The following is a 16,066-nucleotide window of genomic DNA, read 5'->3' as shown; positions in this document are numbered from 1 at the left end:
TTTTGCGACCGAATGACATGATCCTGCTCATCGACAACTATGACAGCTTTACCTGGAACCTCGTCCACTATCTCGGCGAAGAGGGCGCGGAGGTGGAGGTTTTCCGCAACGATGCGCTCTCTGTCGACGCGGCGCTGGCGATGCAGCCCGACGGAATCGTGATCTCGCCCGGCCCCTGCGATCCAGCACAAGCTGGCATCTGTATCGAGCTGATCCGCGCCGTGGCGGCACGCGGCGATCTGCCGCTGTTCGGGGTCTGTCTGGGCCATCAGGCGATCGGCGAGGCGTTCGGCGGCAAGGTCATTCGCGCCGACCGGATCATGCATGGCAAGGTCGATGAGGTCAGCCATGACGGCACCGGCGTGTTCGACGGCCTGCCCTCGCCGCTCAAGGCCACGCGCTACCATTCGCTGACCGTCGCGCCGGACAGTATCCCCAACACGCTGCGGGTCACGGCGCGCACCGACGACGGCACGATCATGGGGCTGATCCATAATGATCTGCCTATCGAAGGCGTGCAATTTCATCCCGAATCCATTGCCTCCCAACATGGCCACGCCATGATCCGCAATTTCCTGAAACGCTGCAAAATCACGGAAACCGCATGACGACCGATATTCGCCCTCTGATCGGCCTCGCCGCCGAACGCCCGCTGACGCAAGGCGAGGCTGACGCCGCCTTCGCCGCCCTGTTCGAGGGCGCGGCGACCCCGGCCCAGATCGGCGGGCTCTTGATGGCGATGCGGGTGCGGGGAGAGACCGTCGACGAAATGGCCGCCGCAACCGGCGCGATGCGCGCCCGGATGAGCCGGATCACAGCCCCCGAAGGCGCTATGGACATCGTCGGCACGGGTGGCGACGGGCGCAAGACGCTGAATATCTCGACCGCCGCGGCGCTTGTTGTCGCGGGCGCGGAGGTGCCGGTGGCCAAGCACGGCAACAAGGCGCTCTCCTCCCGCTCCGGCTCGGCGGATGTTCTGGGCGAGCTGGGCGTCAACAGCGCCGCCACGCCGGAGAATTCTCAGGCCGCTCTCGACAATATCGGGCTGTGCTTCATGATGGCCCCGATGCATCACCATGCCATGCGCCATGTCGGCCCGACACGGGCGGAGCTCGGCACGCGCACCATCTTCAACCTGCTCGGCCCGATGACGAACCCGGCGGGGGTGAAGCGGCAATTGACCGGCGCGTTCGATTCCAAGTGGTGCCGACCGATGGCCGCGACGCTGCGCGAACTCGGGTCGGAGCATGTCTGGCTGGTTCACGGCAGCGACGGCACCGATGAGCTGGCGATTTCCGGCGACAGCTATGTCGTCGAGATGAAGGACGGGGAGATCCGCGAATTTACCGTCGCCCCCGAGGATGCCGGGCTGAAGCGCCATGATTTCGCCCAGATCGTCGGCGGTGACGCGGCCCATAACGCCGCCGCCATGCGAGAGATCCTGGACGGCGCGCAGAACGCCTATCGCGACGCCGTGCTGCTGAACGCCGCCGCCTCGCTTGTCGTGGCCGGTCGGGCCGGTGACCTGCGCGAGGGTGCCGTTATCGCCGCCGAGAGCATTGATACGGGCGCGGCCAAGGCCAAGCTGACGGCGCTCGCCAAAGCGGTTCCGGTGTGACCCCGCCCGAGGCATGGGCGCATCTGCCCTTTTTCACGAGCGAGTGGCCCGCGATCCGTGATCGGCTGGAGGGCGTGGATTTCCTGCCCGGCCCGGCGCATATCTTCCGCGCGCTCGACATGACCCCGCCGGAGGCGGTCCGGGTGGTGATCCTTGGACAGGACCCCTACCCGACGCCGGGTCACGCGGACGGGCTGGCATTCTCGGTGACGCCGGAAACCGGCCTGCCGCGATCCTTGAAAAATATCTTCAAGGAAATGCAGGAGGATCTCGGCGCGGTGCCCGTGAACGGCGATCTGACACATTGGGCCCGGCAGGGTGTGCTGCTGCTGAACACCTCGCTGTCGGTTCTGCCCGGTCAGGCGGGGGTTCACGCGAAATGGGGCTGGGACCGGCTGGCGCGGCAGGCTGTGGCGGAGGCGCAGCGCCACGGGAATCTGGCGTTTATCCTGTGGGGCAATCACGCGCAAAAGGCCCTCGCCGGATTGCTGCGTGATACCGATCTGGTGATCGCGACGGCGCATCCCTCCCCCCTCTCCGCACGGCGCGGCTTTTTCGGGTCGCGTCCGTTTTCGCAGGTGAATGCGTGGCTGGCAGCGGCGGACAGCCCGGTTATCGACTGGGCGGGCCGCCAGAGATTTTCGTGAAACATCCCCATTCGTGATTTACCGATCTGTCGGCGCGCAACCGGCTTGACCTCCAGTGTACATTTATGTACATATCGGATATGTACACTTAAGTACGATTGTCCAACTGCGATCAACGGGTGCGATATGAAACAGTTCACGATCTTTATGGTTTTCCTGTCCCTGCTGCTCAGCGCGGCCGTGTTCGGGTTCTTTTATGCCTGGGTCTGTTCGACTATGTGGGGGCTGGACGCGGCCGATCCGCGTGTCGCGATTGCGGCGATGCAGGCGATGAATGCCTCGGTCAGGAATGCCGTGTTCTTTCCGGCCTTCTTCCTGACGCCGGTCGCGCTCGGCGGCGTCGCGGTGCTGCTTTACCGCACACAACGCCACCCCGCGATTGCCTTCGCCGCCGCCGCCATTGTCTATCTGATCGGCGGGTTCATCCTGACCGCGACGGTCAATGTGCCGATGAATCAGGAACTGGCGCTGATCGCCGTTCCCGACGACATAGACGCCGCCGCGACCATCTGGCGCGACTATTCGCAGCCGTGGCAGGTCTGGAACCAGACCCGCACGATTGCTTCTGGCCTTGCATTCCTGCTGGCGGCCTATGGCACGTTTCTGCTGGACCGCCGCGCGATCTGACGCATCCCGACGCGCCGGGGCTTTCCTCTGCACCCGGCGCGGCTTATGGTCTGCGGCATGGATATTCTGGACAAGATCAAGCGCTACAAGCTGGAGGAGATCGCGGCAGCGAAAGCCGCGCGTCCGCTGGCAGAGGTCGAGGCAGCAGCAAAGGCCGAAGGCGTGCCGCGCGGCTTCGCCCGTGCGCTGCGCGAGAAAGCGGCGACCGGCTACGGGCTGATTGCCGAGATCAAGAAGGCCAGCCCTTCGAAAGGGCTGATCCGTGCGGATTTCGACCCGCCCGCCCTCGCCCGCGCCTATCAGGCCGGGGGGGCGGCCTGCCTGTCGGTGCTGACCGATACACCGTCCTTTCAGGGCGCACCGGAATTCCTGACCGCCGCCCGCGCCGCCTGCGATCTGCCTGCGCTGCGCAAGGATTTCATGTATGATCCCTATCAGGTCGCGGAGGCACGAAGCTGGGGGGCCGATGCGATCCTGATTATCATGGCCTCGGTCGGGGATGCGCAGGCCGCCGAACTGGAAGACGCCGCCCTTCATTGGGGCATGGATGCGCTGATCGAGGTGCATAACCGCGAAGAGCTCGACCGGTCCTTGCGGCTGAAATCGCCGCTGATCGGGGTCAATAACCGCAATCTCAAGACGTTTGAGCTGGATCTTGCGACGACGGAAACGCTCGCCGCCAGTCTGCCCGAGGGGCGCGAACTTGTCTGCGAAAGCGGGCTGTTCAGCCGCGCCGATCTGGACCGCATGGCGCGGGCCGGGGCGCGGCGTTTCCTGATCGGGGAAAGCCTGATGCGTCAGCCCGATGTCACCGCCGCCACGCGGGAATTGCTGGGGGCGGCATGAGCCTGACGCATTTCGACGCCGCCGGTCAGGCCCATATGGTCGATGTCTCGGAAAAACCCACAACATCGCGCGAGGCGATTGCCGAGGGCTGTGTCATCATGTCACCGGAGACACTGGCGCTTGCCCAGGGCGGCGCAGCCAAGGGCGACGTTATGGGGGTTGCGCGGCTGGCCGGGATTATGGGGGCCAAACGGACCGCCGATCTGATCCCGCTCTGCCATCCCTTGCCGATCACCAAGGTCGCGCTCGATCTGCTACCTGACGCGGAACTGCCGGGCATCCGCGTGACGGCGACGGTGCGCACCTCCGGCCAGACCGGGGTGGAGATGGAGGCGCTGACGGCGGTCTCAACCGCCTGCCTGACGATCTACGACATGCTGAAGGCGGCAGAGAAGGGAATGCGGATCGAGGGCATCCGGCTGCTGCGAAAATCAGGTGGTAAATCAGGCGATTACGAGGCGAAATGATCACGGTAGACGAAGCCCTGTCCCGCGTCCTCGCGCTTGCCGCACCGCTGGAAGCGGAGGAAATCGCGCTGACCGATGCCCTCGACCGGGTTCTTGCGGAGCCGGTCCGGGCACGCCTGACGCAGCCGCCGTTCAACGCCGCCGCGATGGATGGATATGCGCTGCGCCGCGCCGATCTGGATCAACCGCTGCGCGTGATCGGAGAGGCTGCGGCAGGCCGTCCGTGGCAGGGGACGCCCGACGCAGGCACCGCCATTCGCATCTTCACCGGCGCGCCGGTGCCGGAGGGTTACGATCATGTGGCGATGCAAGAAGATGTCAGCCGCGATGGCGACACGATCCGGGTCGCTGCGCCACAAAATCGCGACAATATCCGCCCGCAAGGGTCTGATTTTCATGTGGGATCGGAAATTTTCCCGCGCCGCCCGCTGACCCCGCGCGATCTGGGCACAATCGCCGCGATGAATGTCGCGCGCGTAAAGGTACATCGCCGCCCACGGGTTGCCGTGCTGGCCGGTGGCGATGAGCTGGTGACGCCCGGAACGGAGCCGGGACCGGGCCAGATCATCTGCTCGAACGACATCGCCGTCGCCGCCATTGCCCGCCGAGCCGGGGCGGAGGCGACATGCCTGCCAATCGCACGCGATACGCTAGACAGTCTGCGCGCACGTTTTGCGGATGCGGCCTCCGCCGATCTGATCGTCACCATAGGCGGCGCATCGGTCGGCGATCACGATCTGATCGGTGCCGCGACGGCGGAGCTGGGCATGGAACGCGCCTTCTACAAGGTCGCCATGCGCCCCGGAAAACCGCTGATCGCTGGCAAAATCGGGGGGAAGGCAATGATCGGCCTGCCCGGAAACCCGGTTTCGTCCTTCGTATGCGCGGAATTATTCATCGCCCCCCTGTTGCGGCGGATGCAAGGCTTGCCCGACGAAAGCCGCGAGGAATATGGCATTCTCGGCCACGATATCGGCCCGGAAGGGGATCGGCAGCATTATCTGCGCGCGCAACTTTCGCACGAAGATGGGCAAACGGTCGTCACACCGTTCGACAATCAGGATTCTGCCAGGTTGCGCCTGCTATCGGATGCCGACGCCCTGATGATCCGGCCCGCCGGTGACAGCGCACGAAAATCTGGCGAAAAAGTGCGTTTTCTTCGCCTGCGTTAACGCGGCTTTAAGCAAATTTTCGTGAAACTATTGACCGGACGCCGATTGCGTGGCAGAACATTTATCGAACGCAGGTGAAACATGGCCGGAACATGCTGACCAAAAAACAGATAGAGCTGCTTGAATTCATTCACAAACGCATGATGCGCGACGGTGTTCCGCCGTCCTTTGACGAAATGAAGGTGGCGCTCGATCTGCGATCCAAATCCGGCATTCACAGGCTTGTGACCGCGCTTGAGGAACGGGGGTTCATCCGTCGGCTTCCTCACCGGGCGCGGGCGCTTGAGATCATCAAATTGCCGGAATCCCTCGCCGCGGCGACGGCAAAGAAGCCGGAAGGATTCTCGCCCAAGGTGATCGACGGAAACCCCGATGCGCGTGGCACGGGGGGGCGTACCCCGGCCCAGCCTGCAATCCACGCAATGGAACTGCCGGTCATGGGACGCATCGCGGCTGGCGTCCCGATCGAGGCGATTTCGGAAATCTCCCATCATGTCGCCGTGCCGGGCAGTATGCTCTCCGGTCAGAAAAGCCACTACGCGCTTGAGGTCAGGGGCGACTCCATGATCGACGCGGGGATCAATGACGGCGATATCGTCGTGATCCGTGAACAAGATGCGGTTGAAAATGGCGATATAGTCGTGGCGCTTGTCGAAGGGCAGGAAGCGACGCTGAAATATTACCGCAGAAAGGGTGCAATGATAGCCTTGGAAGCGGCAAACCCGGCCTATGAAACCCGTATCCTGCCGGAGGAGCAGGTGAAGGTTCAGGGGCGTTTGGTGGGCCTTCTTCGCAGTTATTGAGCATCGTTATCCCCCTTCGCAGCGGGCTGGATGGGGATAGCCGTTCTAAGATGACAGAAGAGATCAGGCGATCAGGGCAACACTCATTGCAGCCTGAGTATGTCGCAGTCAGAGCATCTCGGGCCGATAGAGAATGATGCACTGCCGCGTTTCTGTTTTGGCAGACATATCTTGCCTGAAATGCGTTTAGCAGACAGGCCTTGAAGACCAGCGCATCGCAGGCCGGGGACAGGATCAGTCCTGCTTAGGCCTCGCCGGGGTTTCATCCGCCGATGGCAGACGCAGGCGCACGCGCTTGATCCGGCGCGGATCGGCGTCGACGATTTCGAACTCAGCGCCGGAATCATGCGGGATCACCTCTCCACGCACCGGCACGCGCCCGGTCAGCATGAAGATCAGCCCGCCCAGCGTATCGATATCGTCCTCTTCCTCCGCCGGGACCAGACGCAACCCGGTCTCCTGCTCCAACTCGTCCAGCGGCGCGCGGGCCTGTATCAACCATTGACCCGGCTTCTCCGACAGCCAGAGACCGCCCTCGACCTCGTCATGTTCGTCCTCGATCTCACCGACCACCTGCTCGATAAGATCCTCGATGGTCACCAGCCCGTCGACCCCGCCATATTCGTCGATGACCAGCGCCATATGTTTGCGGTCCTTCTGCATCTGCTGCAGCAACACCCCGATCGGCATCGATGGCGGCACATATAGCAGCGGCCGCAGCATCGGGCGCAGAGAGAACTTTCCGGCCGGCTTCGCCCCGAACCCATGTTTCAGCGCCAGATCCTTCAGGTGAATCAGGCCCAGCGGACTGTCCAGCGTCCCGCGATAGACCGGCACGCGGGAAAATCCGTGTTCGCGGAACATCTCGACCAGCTCTTCAAGGCTGGCCGTGACCGGGGCCGCGACGATTTCCACCTTCGGGATGGCGACATCATCGACCCGCATCCGGCGCAGATTGACCATACCGGGGGCAGCGGGTTCCGGCGCGCGATGCGCCTCCGGTATATCGCTGTCATTATCGGCACTGCCACCGAACGCCCCGAAAATCCGGCCCAGAAATCCCCGCGAACTCGGCAGATCGCGGCCTTCGGAGCCGACCCCGTCAGCCCATCCGGCAGGGTCCGCGCCGACTTCGTCGCTATGGCCGGGACTTCGGGACGGGTCGCTGTTCATCGGGTCCTCTCCAGATAAGGGTCGTCTATGCCGAGGGGCTGAAGAACGGAACGCTCAGCCGCCTCCATGGTTTCCGCATCTACGTCATTCAGATGATCGTAACCGGCGAGATGCAGGATCGCGTGGACCAGAAGATGGGTCACATGCGCGTCAAACGCCTTGCCTTGCACGGTCGCTTCACGCTGGCAGGTCTCCCACGCAATCGCGATATCGCCCAGCTCATCGGTGTCGGGCCGCGGCGGATGCGCACCGGGCGGATGCGCGACATGCTCGACCGCCGGCCATGACAACACATTGGTCGGCTGGGGCTTGTCGCGGAAATCCCCGTTCAGCGCCGCGATGCGCGTGTCATCGCAGCCCATGATGCAGATATCCGCATCCATGCCGAGCCAGTTCAGCGCCGCCTGCCCCGCACGCTGCGCCAGGGCGTCGAGCCCGGCTTCAATCCATCGGTCATCCTCGATGACCACGTCGATATCAGCCATCCGCGCGACCCTGACGGGAGGAACCCGGGGTGCGGCGCGGGGCGTAGCTGCCACGCGGCGCCTCCCCCCCGTTCGCGAGGGCATCGGCATCGGCGGCGTCATACGCCTCGATAATCCGCGCCACCAGCTTGTGCCGCACCACATCTTTCGCGGTGAAATAATTGAAGCTGATCCCCTTGATCCCGGCGAGGATCTTTTCGGCGTCGACCAGCCCCGATTGCGTTCCGCGCGGCAGGTCGATCTGGCTGCGGTCGCCGGTGATGACCATGCGTGAGCCCTCCCCCAGCCGGGTCAGGAACATCTTCATCTGCATGGTGGAGGCATTCTGCGCCTCGTCCAGCACCACGAAAGCATTCGACAGCGTCCGCCCGCGCATGAAGGCCAAAGGCGCGATCTCGATCCGCTTTTCCTCCATCAGCTTGGCGAGTTGCTTGCCGGGCAGGAAATCGTTCAGCGCGTCATAAAGCGGCTGCATATAGGGATCGACTTTTTCCTTCATGTCACCGGGCAGGAAGCCAAGCCGTTCCCCCGCCTCGACCGCCGGGCGGGACAGGATGATGCGGTCGACATGGCCGCCGATCAGCATGGTGACGCCAGCCGCGACGGCGAGATAGGTTTTGCCGGTCCCCGCCGGACCGATCCCGAAGGCCATCTCATTGGCGAAAAGATTGCGGACGTAATCCTTCTGCGCATCGGTGCGCGGCTCGACGGTTTTCTTGCGGGTGCGCAGCTCGATGGGGCCGGTGCCGAACATTTCAAGCTGCTCGTCGGGCGACAGCGAGGCCGGTTCGGCATCCGGTCCCATGCGCAACGCGGCGTCGATCTCCGCCCCGGTCACCGGGCGGCCCTGCTCCAGCCGTGCATAAAGCGCCTGCAAAAGCTGCGCTGCCTCCTCCCGCGCCTGCGCCGGACCGACCACGGCCAGCAGATTTCCACGCCGCAGCACATGCACGCTGAGCGCGGACTCGATCTGCTGAAGATGCTGGTCGGCGGGGCCGCACAGCTCGATCAGCAATCGGTTGTCGGGGAATTCCAGAAGCGTCTCGCCCTGATTGGCGGCAGGCGCGGCGGTATCGGGTGCGGTCGGGGTCAGGCCCAAGGAGGTCTCCGGATTGTTCTTCCCCCCATTCTTGGTGTGCCGCGCGGCGTTACACAAGTGTTTGTGTCAAAAACCGCCGACCTGTCACAAAAACTTCACGGTGCAGGTCTTTCAGACATAGCTGCGCGGATAGCGCGCGCCGAGTGAGGTCAGAACCTCATATCCGATGGTGCCGATGATATCGGCCACGTCGTCGACGGTCTGCGCCGGTGACAGCAGATCAAGCGCCGCCGGAACCTCATCAAGGGCGGAGACATCCGCTGTGATCAGATCCATCGACACCCGCCCGAGGACCGGACAGCGATTGTCGCCCGCCAGCAGGTCAATCCGGCGCCGGTTTCCGTCCGATGACAGGGCACGGTGAATTCCATCAGCATAGCCAGCGGCCACGGTCGCAACCCGCGTCGTCCGGCGGGCGGTCCATGTGTTGCCGTAGCCGACCGTTTCCCCGGCAATAACCTCGCGGGTCTGGATGACCGGCAGGGACAGGCGGACCACGGGTTTCGCATCAGCGAATGGCTGGCCGCCATACATGCCGATCCCGGCGCGTGTGATGTCGAAATGATAATCCGGCCCCAGCAATATCCCGCCTGTTGCGGCAAGGCTGCGGGGCACGGTGACACCGTCGGTCATCTCGCGGAAGCACTGCAATTGCTGGCGGTTCATCGGGTGATCCGGCTCATCCGCGCAGGCCAGATGCGACATGATCAGTTCCGGTGCGGCGGCAAGCGCCTCCGCCTTCAGCCCGGCCCATTCGCCCGGCTCCATCCCCAGCCGGTTCATGCCGCTGTCCAGCTGGATGGCGAAGGGTCTGCCGGGGCGGGTCGCGCGGTCGCGGAAGAACTGCTCCGCACTGTTCAGGACCGGGATCGCATCGCCAAGGGCCGCGCCCTCCATATGGCCGGACAGCACGAAAATCCGTGACTCTGCGCCCGCACCCCGACGCACCGCCGGGACTTCCGATGCAAGCGCCACGAAGAAATCCGTCGCGCCTTCTTGCGCCAGAGCACGGGCGACATGCTCCGCCCCTAGCCCATATCCATTCGCCTTCACGACAGCCGCAGCGCGCGCGCCGGGTGCCAGACCCGCAAGGGTGCGATAATTTGCCCTGAGGGCGGAAAGATCGATCTGCAAAACCATAGGTTTTGCTTTCCGACAAAGCCCGCCCGCCGTCAAGGGCCCGTGGTCATTGCAGATTTTCGGTTTGTTCCCGCGCAAGCTTTCAGTCATGATCTGTGAAATTATCGGCTGGGGCGGACGATGAAGCACATCTTGGAGCAGCTGGAGGCGCGGCGCAAAGCCGCGCGTCTGGGCGGCGGACAGGCGCGGATCGACGCGCAGCATGCGCGTGGCAAGCTGACGGCGCGCGAGCGGCTGGAATTGCTGCTGGACGACGACAGTTTCGAGGAATTCGACATGTTCGTCACCCATAGGTCAACCGATTTCGGCATGGCTGAAAACCGGCCTGCGGGGGATGGCGTGGTGACCGGATGGGGCACGATCAACGGGCGGCTGGTCTATGTCTACGCGCAGGATTTCACGGTGTTCGGCGGCTCGCTGTCCGAAACCCATGCCCGCAAGATCTGCAAGATTCAGGATATGGCCATCCGCAACGGCGCGCCGCTGATCGGGCTGAACGATTCGGGGGGCGCGCGGATTCAGGAAGGCGTGTCGAGCCTTGCCGGTTATGCGGAGGTGTTTCAGCGCAATATCCTCGCCTCCGGGGTGGTGCCGCAGATCTCGCTCATCATGGGGCCATGCGCTGGCGGTGCGGTCTATTCACCCGCGATCACCGATTTCACCTTCATGACCCGCGGCACGTCCTACATGTTCGTGACCGGCCCGGACGTGGTCAAAACGGTGACGAATGAGCTGGTGACAGCGGAGGAGCTTGGCGGTGCCGATGCGCATACGCAGAAATCCGGGGTGGCCGATGCGGCGTTTGAAAACGATGTCGAAATTCTGATCGAGACCCGCCGCTTTGTCGATTTCCTGCCCCTGTCCAACCGGGAAGTCCCGCCGACCCGGCCCTTCTTCGACGATCCGGCCCGGATCGAGCTCGGCCTCGATACGCTGGTCCCGGACAACCCGAACCTGCCCTATGATATGCGCGAGCTGGTGGTGAAGATCGCGGATGAGGGCGATTTCTTCGAGATACAGCGGGATTTCGCGGGCAATATCCTGTGCGGCTTCATCCGGATCGAGGGGCGGACGGTCGGCGTCGTTGCCAATCAGCCGCTTGTGCTGGCCGGGTGTCTGGACATTGACAGCTCACGCAAGGCCGCGCGTTTCGTGCGGTTCTGCGATGCGTTCTCGATCCCGATCCTGACCCTGATCGACGTGCCGGGATTTCTGCCGGGCACCGGGCAGGAATGGGACGGGATCATCAGCCACGGCGCAAAGCTCGCCTTCGCTTATGGCGAGGCCACGGTGCCCAAGGTCACGCTTATCACCCGCAAGGCGTATGGCGGCGCTTATATCGTCATGTCGTCAAAGCAGATGCGCGGCGATTTCAATTACGCCTGGCCCACGGCTGAGATCGCGGTTATGGGCGCGAAAGGCGCGGTCGAGATCCTGCACCGCGGCGAGCTTGACGACACCGACCGCATCGCCGCCCTGACCGAGGATTACGAGGACCGCTTCGCCAACCCATTCATCGCAGCCGAGCGCGGCTTCGTCGACGAGGTGATCCAGCCCCGCTCGACCCGCCGCCGTATCGCGCGCGCTTTCGCAAGTCTGCGCAACAAACAGCAGAATAATCCATGGAAAAAACACGACAATCTTCCGTTATGAAACTTATTACGACAGCCTTTCTTCTCGCAACCGCCACATCGGTCAGTGCCGCCGGTCCCAATCCGAACCTTTTGCCGGTGCCGTCGGGCCAGCCGATCTATTGGCTGGAAACGATCCACGGCCTGCCCGGCGTGGACGGCCTGACCTATCGTTTCCGCTTTGTCGCGCCGGAGCTGGATAATCTGGTGCCACCTGCCCCCGATGGACCGATGGAAGAGCTGACGGATGAGGAAATCGCCGCACTTGAGCAGCTGGCAACCAGTGAAGAGGATCCCGGCATCTCGATCTTTCTTCAGGCCGTCGACAGCGGCGTAATGCGGGCGGAGGAAATCGATCAGCGACCCGTTCCCGGCGTTGAGGCAGCCGACACGGCCGGGAGCGTCGAGGTTTTGCCGGATCCGGAAACCAGCGATCCCGACGGGATGGAAGGCGCGGCCAACAGCCCGGCGCTGCCGCGTGCGCCCGACAGTCTGGTCCGCGATCCGATGCATGACGACATCGTCTGGCTTTGCGAAAACTTCGTGCTGCCGCGTATCGCCAGCCCTGCACCCCGCCCCTCCGAAATCCTGATTTCGCTGGCCGACCGCGAGACCAAAGCCGGGGAAATCGCCATCGGTGCGGTCCAGTTGTTCGAGGCTTTCACGCTGCCGCCCGACCGCGATGAATGTGTCTGGGCCCCGTTCTGATGGTTGATGCAACCGTGCCACAGATCGGCAATGTCCCGCCCGCTGCCCCGAAAGCCAGCTATCGCGGCGGGTTTAATCTGATTACTCTGCTGCCATGTGCGCATATTGCGCCATGCCTACCATATAAAAGGGGCGAAAAAGCCCCTGATCACAGGAGCAGTCAATGTCGAAGAAAATCGCGTTCGCCCTCGTCGCCGTGGGTATCCTTGCCGCATGTCAGCCGCGTCAGCCTGACTACACCACCACGGGCCCGGTCGTGCCGGTCACGCAGGAGCCGGTCTATCAGGGCAAATACGGCGCGAACTGATCACGTTATCCGGTTGTGCGGGCAGCGGGTCTGTCCGTGCGATCCAGCCGGGGCGGAGGCCATATGCTGAAACATCGCGGCTTTCCGTCCCGCCTGCCATCGACCGATTTCCAGTTCACCATTCGCCGCGCCAATCCAAAAGGCGCGACGAAGCTGATCGCGCGGGAGCGTTTCCGTGATCGCAGCCCGGCGGATCGCCGTGCGGATGCGGGTTTCCTTACCGCGCTGATCGAGCATTTCGGTGAAGAGGAATTCGAGCGCGGCAATTTGGATGCGGGTCGCCTGTCCTGGCTTCTGGGCCGCGAGGTGGTCGCGGTCGGCAAGCTGGATCCGGTCTCCTACGACCAGCTTTTCCGCGTCGATATGGCGAAGGCCCAGGCGAACTTCCCGGAGATATTCGCCGATGAAGATCAGTGGGAAGACGACTGGGATGACGAAGACCCTGACGGAGAGGATCCTGACGGAGACGACGAATTCCGGGGCGATATATGAGCGCCGCGTCGCCGCTCTCGGATTTTTCACGCGGTTGTCAGTTTTCCGTGCCAAGCCATTGTGGCAGAATGGAAAGCGAAATCAATCACGCCCGATTCCAACGGGCCATAAAACAAGGCAGTGTTTCATGCAGAACAAGACTTTCCTCCGCTTCGCAGGTGCAGCGTTTGTCGTGGGTTCCCTCGCCGCTTGTGCGACCAGCCCTTATGGCGGCGGCACCTATATGTCGGCTGACGCGCAGCGCGCCCTCGTCGGGGCCGGTGCGGGTGCGGTCGCAGCCAAAGCGTTCGACGAAGATATCGGAACCGGCGCGCTTGTCGGCGCTGCAGCCGGTGCGCTTTGCGACGACGCAGGCGTTTGCGCCAGCCAGTAAGCTGACGATCCGGGCAGTCGCCGTTGCGGCTGCCCCATCCTATCCGGGCGGGGATAGCTTCGCCGCATCCCGCCGATCCAAATACAGAGAAAAAACATGGCTAAAGTCACAAGCGCGGCTATGGCCGCCATTTTTGCAATCGGTGTTGCCGGTTGCACGCAGAACATCAATCCGACCGACATCGACCGTGCCGCCATCGGCGCTGCCGCAGGGGCCACAATCGCCCATGTCGCCGGCAAGGATGAAAGCGACGTCTACAAGGCCGCCGCAGCCGGAGCGGCTGCTGGTGCGGTCTGCAACGACGTCGGTTTCTGCGAATAATACCAACACGCCGCGCCTGATCTCGCGGCGTGTATCCGACACGAACCTCGCCGCCTGCGGAGCCTCCGCGGGCGGCTTTTTCTTGCCAGCGATGCCGATATGTTCAAGAAAATCCTGATTGCCAATCGCGGCGAGATTGCCTGCCGCATCATCAAGACCGCCCGGAAAATGGGGATCGCCACCGTCGCGGTCTATTCCGACGCCGACCGGCATGCGCTGCATGTGAAGATGGCGGATGAGGCGGTCCATATCGGCCCGGCACAGGCCAGCCAGTCTTATATCGACATCGACCGGATCATGACCGCCATTCGCGAGAGCGGCGCGGATGCCGTCCATCCGGGCTACGGGTTTCTGTCCGAGAACCGTAGATTTGCCGAGGCTCTGGCGGCTGAAGGCGTCACCTTCATCGGCCCGCCTGCTGCGGCCATCGAAGCCATGGGCGACAAGATCACCTCGAAGAAGATCGCGGACGAGGCGGGCGTGTCCACGGTTCCGGGCCATATGGGGCTGATCACGGATGCGGAGGACGCGGTGCGCATCGCCGCGCAGATCGGCTATCCGGTGATGATAAAGGCGTCGGCGGGTGGCGGCGGCAAGGGAATGCGCATCGCCTGGAACGACGACGATGCACGGGCGGGGTTTCAGTCCTCGAAGAACGAGGCGGCGGCGAGTTTCGGCGATGACCGTATCTTTATCGAGAAATTCGTCACCTCGCCGCGCCATATCGAAATCCAGCTTCTGGCCGACAGCCACGGCAAGTGCGTCTATCTGCACGAGCGCGAATGCTCCATCCAGCGGCGCAACCAGAAGGTAATCGAAGAGGCCCCCTCACCGTTTCTGGACCCGAAGACGCGCGCCGCTATGGGCGAACAGGCGGTGCGGCTTGCGCAGGCCGTGGGCTATGTCAGCGCCGGGACAGTCGAATTCATCGTCGATGCGGCGCGGAATTTCTATTTCCTCGAAATGAACACGCGGCTTCAGGTCGAACATCCGGTGACGGAGTTGATTTCCGGCATCGATCTGGTCGAACAGATGATCCGCGTTGCAGCGGGTGAGCCTCTGGCCTTCGCGCAGCAGGATCTGGCGCTGAACGGCTGGGCCATCGAATCCCGCGTCTATGCGGAGGACCCGTATCGCGGCTTTCTGCCCTCCACGGGCCGGCTGACCCGCTATCAGCCCCCGGAAGAACAGCAGGCAGGTCCGTTGGCGCAGGCAGGCAACTGGGTGCCAGCGGTCCCGGACGCGGCCCCGCCAGAGGCCGCAACCGGCATCCGCAACGATACCGGCGTCTATGAGGGCGGCGAAATTTCGGTGTTCTACGATCCGATGATTGCCAAGCTGTGCAGTTGGGCCCCGTCCCGCGAGCAGGCGATTGAGACCATGCGCGGCGCGCTGAATGCTTTCGAGATTGACGGGATCGGCCATAATATCCCGTTCCTGTCCGCCGTCATGGATCACCCTAAATTCATCGCAGGCGACATCTCGACCGGGTTCATCGCCGAGGAATATCCGACCGGATTTCACGGCACCGAACTGCCCGAGCGGGAGTTGCACCGGATCGCCGCTGCCGCCTCGGCCATGTACCGGGTCACGGAAATCCGCCGCAGCCGGATCAGCGGGCGGCTTGGCAATCACGAACGCAAGGTGGGCAGCGACTGGGTCGTCTGCATCGGCGATCAGGAGTTCGAGACGCGGATCGACGCCGACCGCGCGGGCTCGACCGTCACGGTGGCGGGGCGCGCGCTTCGGGTGGTTTCCGACTGGGTGCCGGGTCGCAGCCTCGCCCGCATGACGGTCGAGGGGCGGCCTTTGGTGATGAAGGTCGACCGGATCAGTGCGGGTTTCCGGCTGCGGACCTCCGGCGCGGATCTGGCGGTGCATGTCCGTACGCCCCGTGCCGCCCGCCTCGCCCGGCTGATGCCGGTGATCGAGAAGCCTGACCAGTCGAAGCTGCTGCTCTGCCCGATGCCGGGGCTGGTGCAGTCCATTGCCGTGTCCGAGGGGGATACGGTGGAGGAAGGCCAGCCGCTCGCCACCATCGAGGCGATGAAGATGGAAAATATCCTGCGCGCCGAAACCAGGGGCGTGGTCAAACGCATCGCGGCGGAACCGGGCCAGAGCCTCAAGGTCGACGACATCATCATGGAGTTCGCCTGA

19 protein-coding genes are annotated in these 16,066 nt (G+C 63.6%); 15 read left to right on the top strand and 4 right to left on the bottom strand.

The genetic code is table 11. The features are described 5' to 3' along the window. Positions 1-17 precede the first annotated feature (17 nt). From PAF12_RS05300 to lexA, 8 genes are all read left to right on the top strand, one after another. Positions 18-608 (top strand): aminodeoxychorismate/anthranilate synthase component II, encoded by a 591-nt coding sequence (locus tag PAF12_RS05300; protein WP_271108957.1) that lies wholly within the window; start codon positions 18-20, stop codon positions 606-608. Beyond that, complete coding sequence (gene trpD / locus PAF12_RS05295; RefSeq protein ID WP_271108956.1) at positions 605-1,618, top strand: anthranilate phosphoribosyltransferase; 1,014 nt, start codon at positions 605-607, stop codon at positions 1,616-1,618. Before PAF12_RS05300 ends, trpD begins: the two co-directional genes overlap by 4 nt. Beyond that, positions 1,615-2,265, top strand: a complete 651-nt coding sequence (locus PAF12_RS05290; RefSeq protein ID WP_271108954.1) for a uracil-DNA glycosylase — start codon at positions 1,615-1,617, stop codon at positions 2,263-2,265. The genes trpD and PAF12_RS05290 overlap by 4 nt, the downstream gene beginning before the upstream one ends. Positions 2,266-2,391: 126 nt before the next feature. Next, positions 2,392-2,892: a DUF1772 domain-containing protein gene (locus PAF12_RS05285; RefSeq protein WP_271108953.1), complete on the top strand. Its 501-nt coding sequence runs from the start codon at positions 2,392-2,394 to the stop codon at positions 2,890-2,892. A 57-nt stretch (positions 2,893-2,949) separates the two neighbouring features. Continuing rightward, entirely contained in the window at positions 2,950-3,738 is a 789-nt protein-coding gene (trpC, locus tag PAF12_RS05280) for an indole-3-glycerol phosphate synthase TrpC (protein ID WP_271108951.1), read from the top strand. After that, on the top strand, positions 3,735-4,205 hold the full coding sequence (gene moaC / locus PAF12_RS05275; protein WP_271108949.1) for a cyclic pyranopterin monophosphate synthase MoaC: 471 nt from the start codon (positions 3,735-3,737) through the stop codon (positions 4,203-4,205). Before trpC ends, moaC begins: the two co-directional genes overlap by 4 nt. Beyond that, positions 4,202-5,377 (top strand): gephyrin-like molybdotransferase Glp, encoded by a 1,176-nt coding sequence (gene glp, locus PAF12_RS05270; RefSeq protein WP_271108947.1) that lies wholly within the window; start codon positions 4,202-4,204, stop codon positions 5,375-5,377. Before moaC ends, glp begins: the two co-directional genes overlap by 4 nt. A 92-nt stretch (positions 5,378-5,469) precedes the next feature. Next, on the top strand, positions 5,470-6,180 hold the full coding sequence (gene lexA, locus PAF12_RS05265) for a transcriptional repressor LexA (protein WP_271108945.1): 711 nt from the start codon (positions 5,470-5,472) through the stop codon (positions 6,178-6,180). Positions 6,181-6,414: 234 nt separating this feature from the next. Here the strand turns inward: lexA and PAF12_RS05260 are convergent, their stop codons facing one another. The 4 genes from PAF12_RS05260 to alr all read right to left on the bottom strand — a co-directional run bounded on the left by PAF12_RS05260 (position 6,415) and on the right by alr (position 10,077). Then, the gene (locus PAF12_RS05260; protein ID WP_271108944.1) at positions 6,415-7,353 is read right to left on the bottom strand and encodes a hemolysin family protein; all 939 of its coding nucleotides are present in this window, start codon (positions 7,351-7,353) and stop codon (positions 6,415-6,417) included. Further along, a complete protein-coding gene (ybeY, locus tag PAF12_RS05255) occupies positions 7,350-7,838 on the bottom strand; it encodes an rRNA maturation RNase YbeY (RefSeq protein WP_271108942.1) in 489 nt (162 codons plus the stop codon). Before ybeY ends, PAF12_RS05260 begins: the two co-directional genes overlap by 4 nt. Next, complete coding sequence (locus PAF12_RS05250; RefSeq protein ID WP_271108941.1) at positions 7,831-8,937, bottom strand: PhoH family protein; 1,107 nt, start codon at positions 8,935-8,937, stop codon at positions 7,831-7,833. Before PAF12_RS05250 ends, ybeY begins: the two co-directional genes overlap by 8 nt. Before the next feature lie 111 nt (positions 8,938-9,048). Next, entirely contained in the window at positions 9,049-10,077 is a 1,029-nt protein-coding gene (gene alr, locus PAF12_RS05245) for an alanine racemase (protein ID WP_271108940.1), read from the bottom strand. Positions 10,078-10,197: 120 nt separating this feature from the next. Between alr and PAF12_RS05240 the strand changes: the two genes are divergently transcribed. The 7 genes from PAF12_RS05240 to PAF12_RS05210 all read left to right on the top strand — a co-directional run bounded on the left by PAF12_RS05240 (position 10,198) and on the right by PAF12_RS05210 (position 16,066). Next, positions 10,198-11,730, top strand: coding sequence for an acyl-CoA carboxylase subunit beta (locus PAF12_RS05240; RefSeq protein ID WP_271108939.1), 1,533 nt, complete (start codon positions 10,198-10,200; stop codon positions 11,728-11,730). Then, the gene (locus PAF12_RS05235) at positions 11,727-12,416 is read left to right on the top strand and encodes a DUF6497 family protein (RefSeq protein ID WP_271108938.1); all 690 of its coding nucleotides are present in this window, start codon (positions 11,727-11,729) and stop codon (positions 12,414-12,416) included. The genes PAF12_RS05240 and PAF12_RS05235 overlap by 4 nt, the downstream gene beginning before the upstream one ends. A gap of 163 nt (positions 12,417-12,579) precedes the next feature. Continuing rightward, positions 12,580-12,723 carry a hypothetical protein gene (locus PAF12_RS05230; RefSeq protein WP_271108937.1) on the top strand — a complete coding sequence of 48 codons (144 nt, stop codon included), beginning with the start codon at positions 12,580-12,582 and terminating at the stop codon, positions 12,721-12,723. Positions 12,724-12,786: 63 nt separating this feature from the next. Then, positions 12,787-13,215, top strand: coding sequence for a hypothetical protein (locus PAF12_RS05225; RefSeq protein ID WP_271108936.1), 429 nt, complete (start codon positions 12,787-12,789; stop codon positions 13,213-13,215). A gap of 127 nt (positions 13,216-13,342) precedes the next feature. Then, the gene (locus tag PAF12_RS05220) at positions 13,343-13,588 is read left to right on the top strand and encodes a hypothetical protein (protein ID WP_271108935.1); all 246 of its coding nucleotides are present in this window, start codon (positions 13,343-13,345) and stop codon (positions 13,586-13,588) included. Positions 13,589-13,684: 96 nt separating this feature from the next. Next, the gene (locus tag PAF12_RS05215; RefSeq protein WP_271108934.1) at positions 13,685-13,909 is read left to right on the top strand and encodes a glycine zipper 2TM domain-containing protein; all 225 of its coding nucleotides are present in this window, start codon (positions 13,685-13,687) and stop codon (positions 13,907-13,909) included. A 99-nt stretch (positions 13,910-14,008) separates the two neighbouring features. Continuing rightward, the gene (locus tag PAF12_RS05210; protein WP_271108933.1) at positions 14,009-16,066 is read left to right on the top strand and encodes an acetyl/propionyl/methylcrotonyl-CoA carboxylase subunit alpha; all 2,058 of its coding nucleotides are present in this window, start codon (positions 14,009-14,011) and stop codon (positions 16,064-16,066) included.

The sequence above is a fragment of the Paracoccus sp. SCSIO 75233 genome (assembly GCF_027912675.1).
GTDB lineage: Bacteria > Pseudomonadota > Alphaproteobacteria > Rhodobacterales > Rhodobacteraceae > Paracoccus.
This window is presented reverse-complemented; position numbering and strand designations above follow the sequence as displayed.

What these genes read in the sequence shown, in the direction of transcription:
- trpD (WP_271108956.1), top strand. Translation starts at nt 605, where the DNA reads ATGACGACCGATATTCGCCCTCTGATCGGCCTCGCCGCCGAACGCCCG.
- trpC (WP_271108951.1), top strand. Translation starts at nt 2,950, where the DNA reads ATGGATATTCTGGACAAGATCAAGCGCTACAAGCTGGAGGAGATCGCG.
- PAF12_RS05300 (WP_271108957.1), top strand. Translation starts at nt 18, where the DNA reads ATGATCCTGCTCATCGACAACTATGACAGCTTTACCTGGAACCTCGTC.
- PAF12_RS05260 (WP_271108944.1), bottom strand. Translation starts at nt 7,353, where the DNA reads ATGAACAGCGACCCGTCCCGAAGTCCCGGCCATAGCGACGAAGTCGGC.
- lexA (WP_271108945.1), top strand. Translation starts at nt 5,470, where the DNA reads ATGCTGACCAAAAAACAGATAGAGCTGCTTGAATTCATTCACAAACGC.
- glp (WP_271108947.1), top strand. Translation starts at nt 4,202, where the DNA reads ATGATCACGGTAGACGAAGCCCTGTCCCGCGTCCTCGCGCTTGCCGCA.
- alr (WP_271108940.1), bottom strand. Translation starts at nt 10,077, where the DNA reads ATGGTTTTGCAGATCGATCTTTCCGCCCTCAGGGCAAATTATCGCACC.
- moaC (WP_271108949.1), top strand. Translation starts at nt 3,735, where the DNA reads ATGAGCCTGACGCATTTCGACGCCGCCGGTCAGGCCCATATGGTCGAT.
- PAF12_RS05240 (WP_271108939.1), top strand. Translation starts at nt 10,198, where the DNA reads ATGAAGCACATCTTGGAGCAGCTGGAGGCGCGGCGCAAAGCCGCGCGT.
- PAF12_RS05230 (WP_271108937.1), top strand. Translation starts at nt 12,580, where the DNA reads ATGTCGAAGAAAATCGCGTTCGCCCTCGTCGCCGTGGGTATCCTTGCC.
- PAF12_RS05210 (WP_271108933.1), top strand. Translation starts at nt 14,009, where the DNA reads ATGTTCAAGAAAATCCTGATTGCCAATCGCGGCGAGATTGCCTGCCGC.
- ybeY (WP_271108942.1), bottom strand. Translation starts at nt 7,838, where the DNA reads ATGGCTGATATCGACGTGGTCATCGAGGATGACCGATGGATTGAAGCC.
- PAF12_RS05220 (WP_271108935.1), top strand. Translation starts at nt 13,343, where the DNA reads ATGCAGAACAAGACTTTCCTCCGCTTCGCAGGTGCAGCGTTTGTCGTG.
- PAF12_RS05215 (WP_271108934.1), top strand. Translation starts at nt 13,685, where the DNA reads ATGGCTAAAGTCACAAGCGCGGCTATGGCCGCCATTTTTGCAATCGGT.
- PAF12_RS05225 (WP_271108936.1), top strand. Translation starts at nt 12,787, where the DNA reads ATGCTGAAACATCGCGGCTTTCCGTCCCGCCTGCCATCGACCGATTTC.
- PAF12_RS05235 (WP_271108938.1), top strand. Translation starts at nt 11,727, where the DNA reads ATGAAACTTATTACGACAGCCTTTCTTCTCGCAACCGCCACATCGGTC.
- PAF12_RS05285 (WP_271108953.1), top strand. Translation starts at nt 2,392, where the DNA reads ATGAAACAGTTCACGATCTTTATGGTTTTCCTGTCCCTGCTGCTCAGC.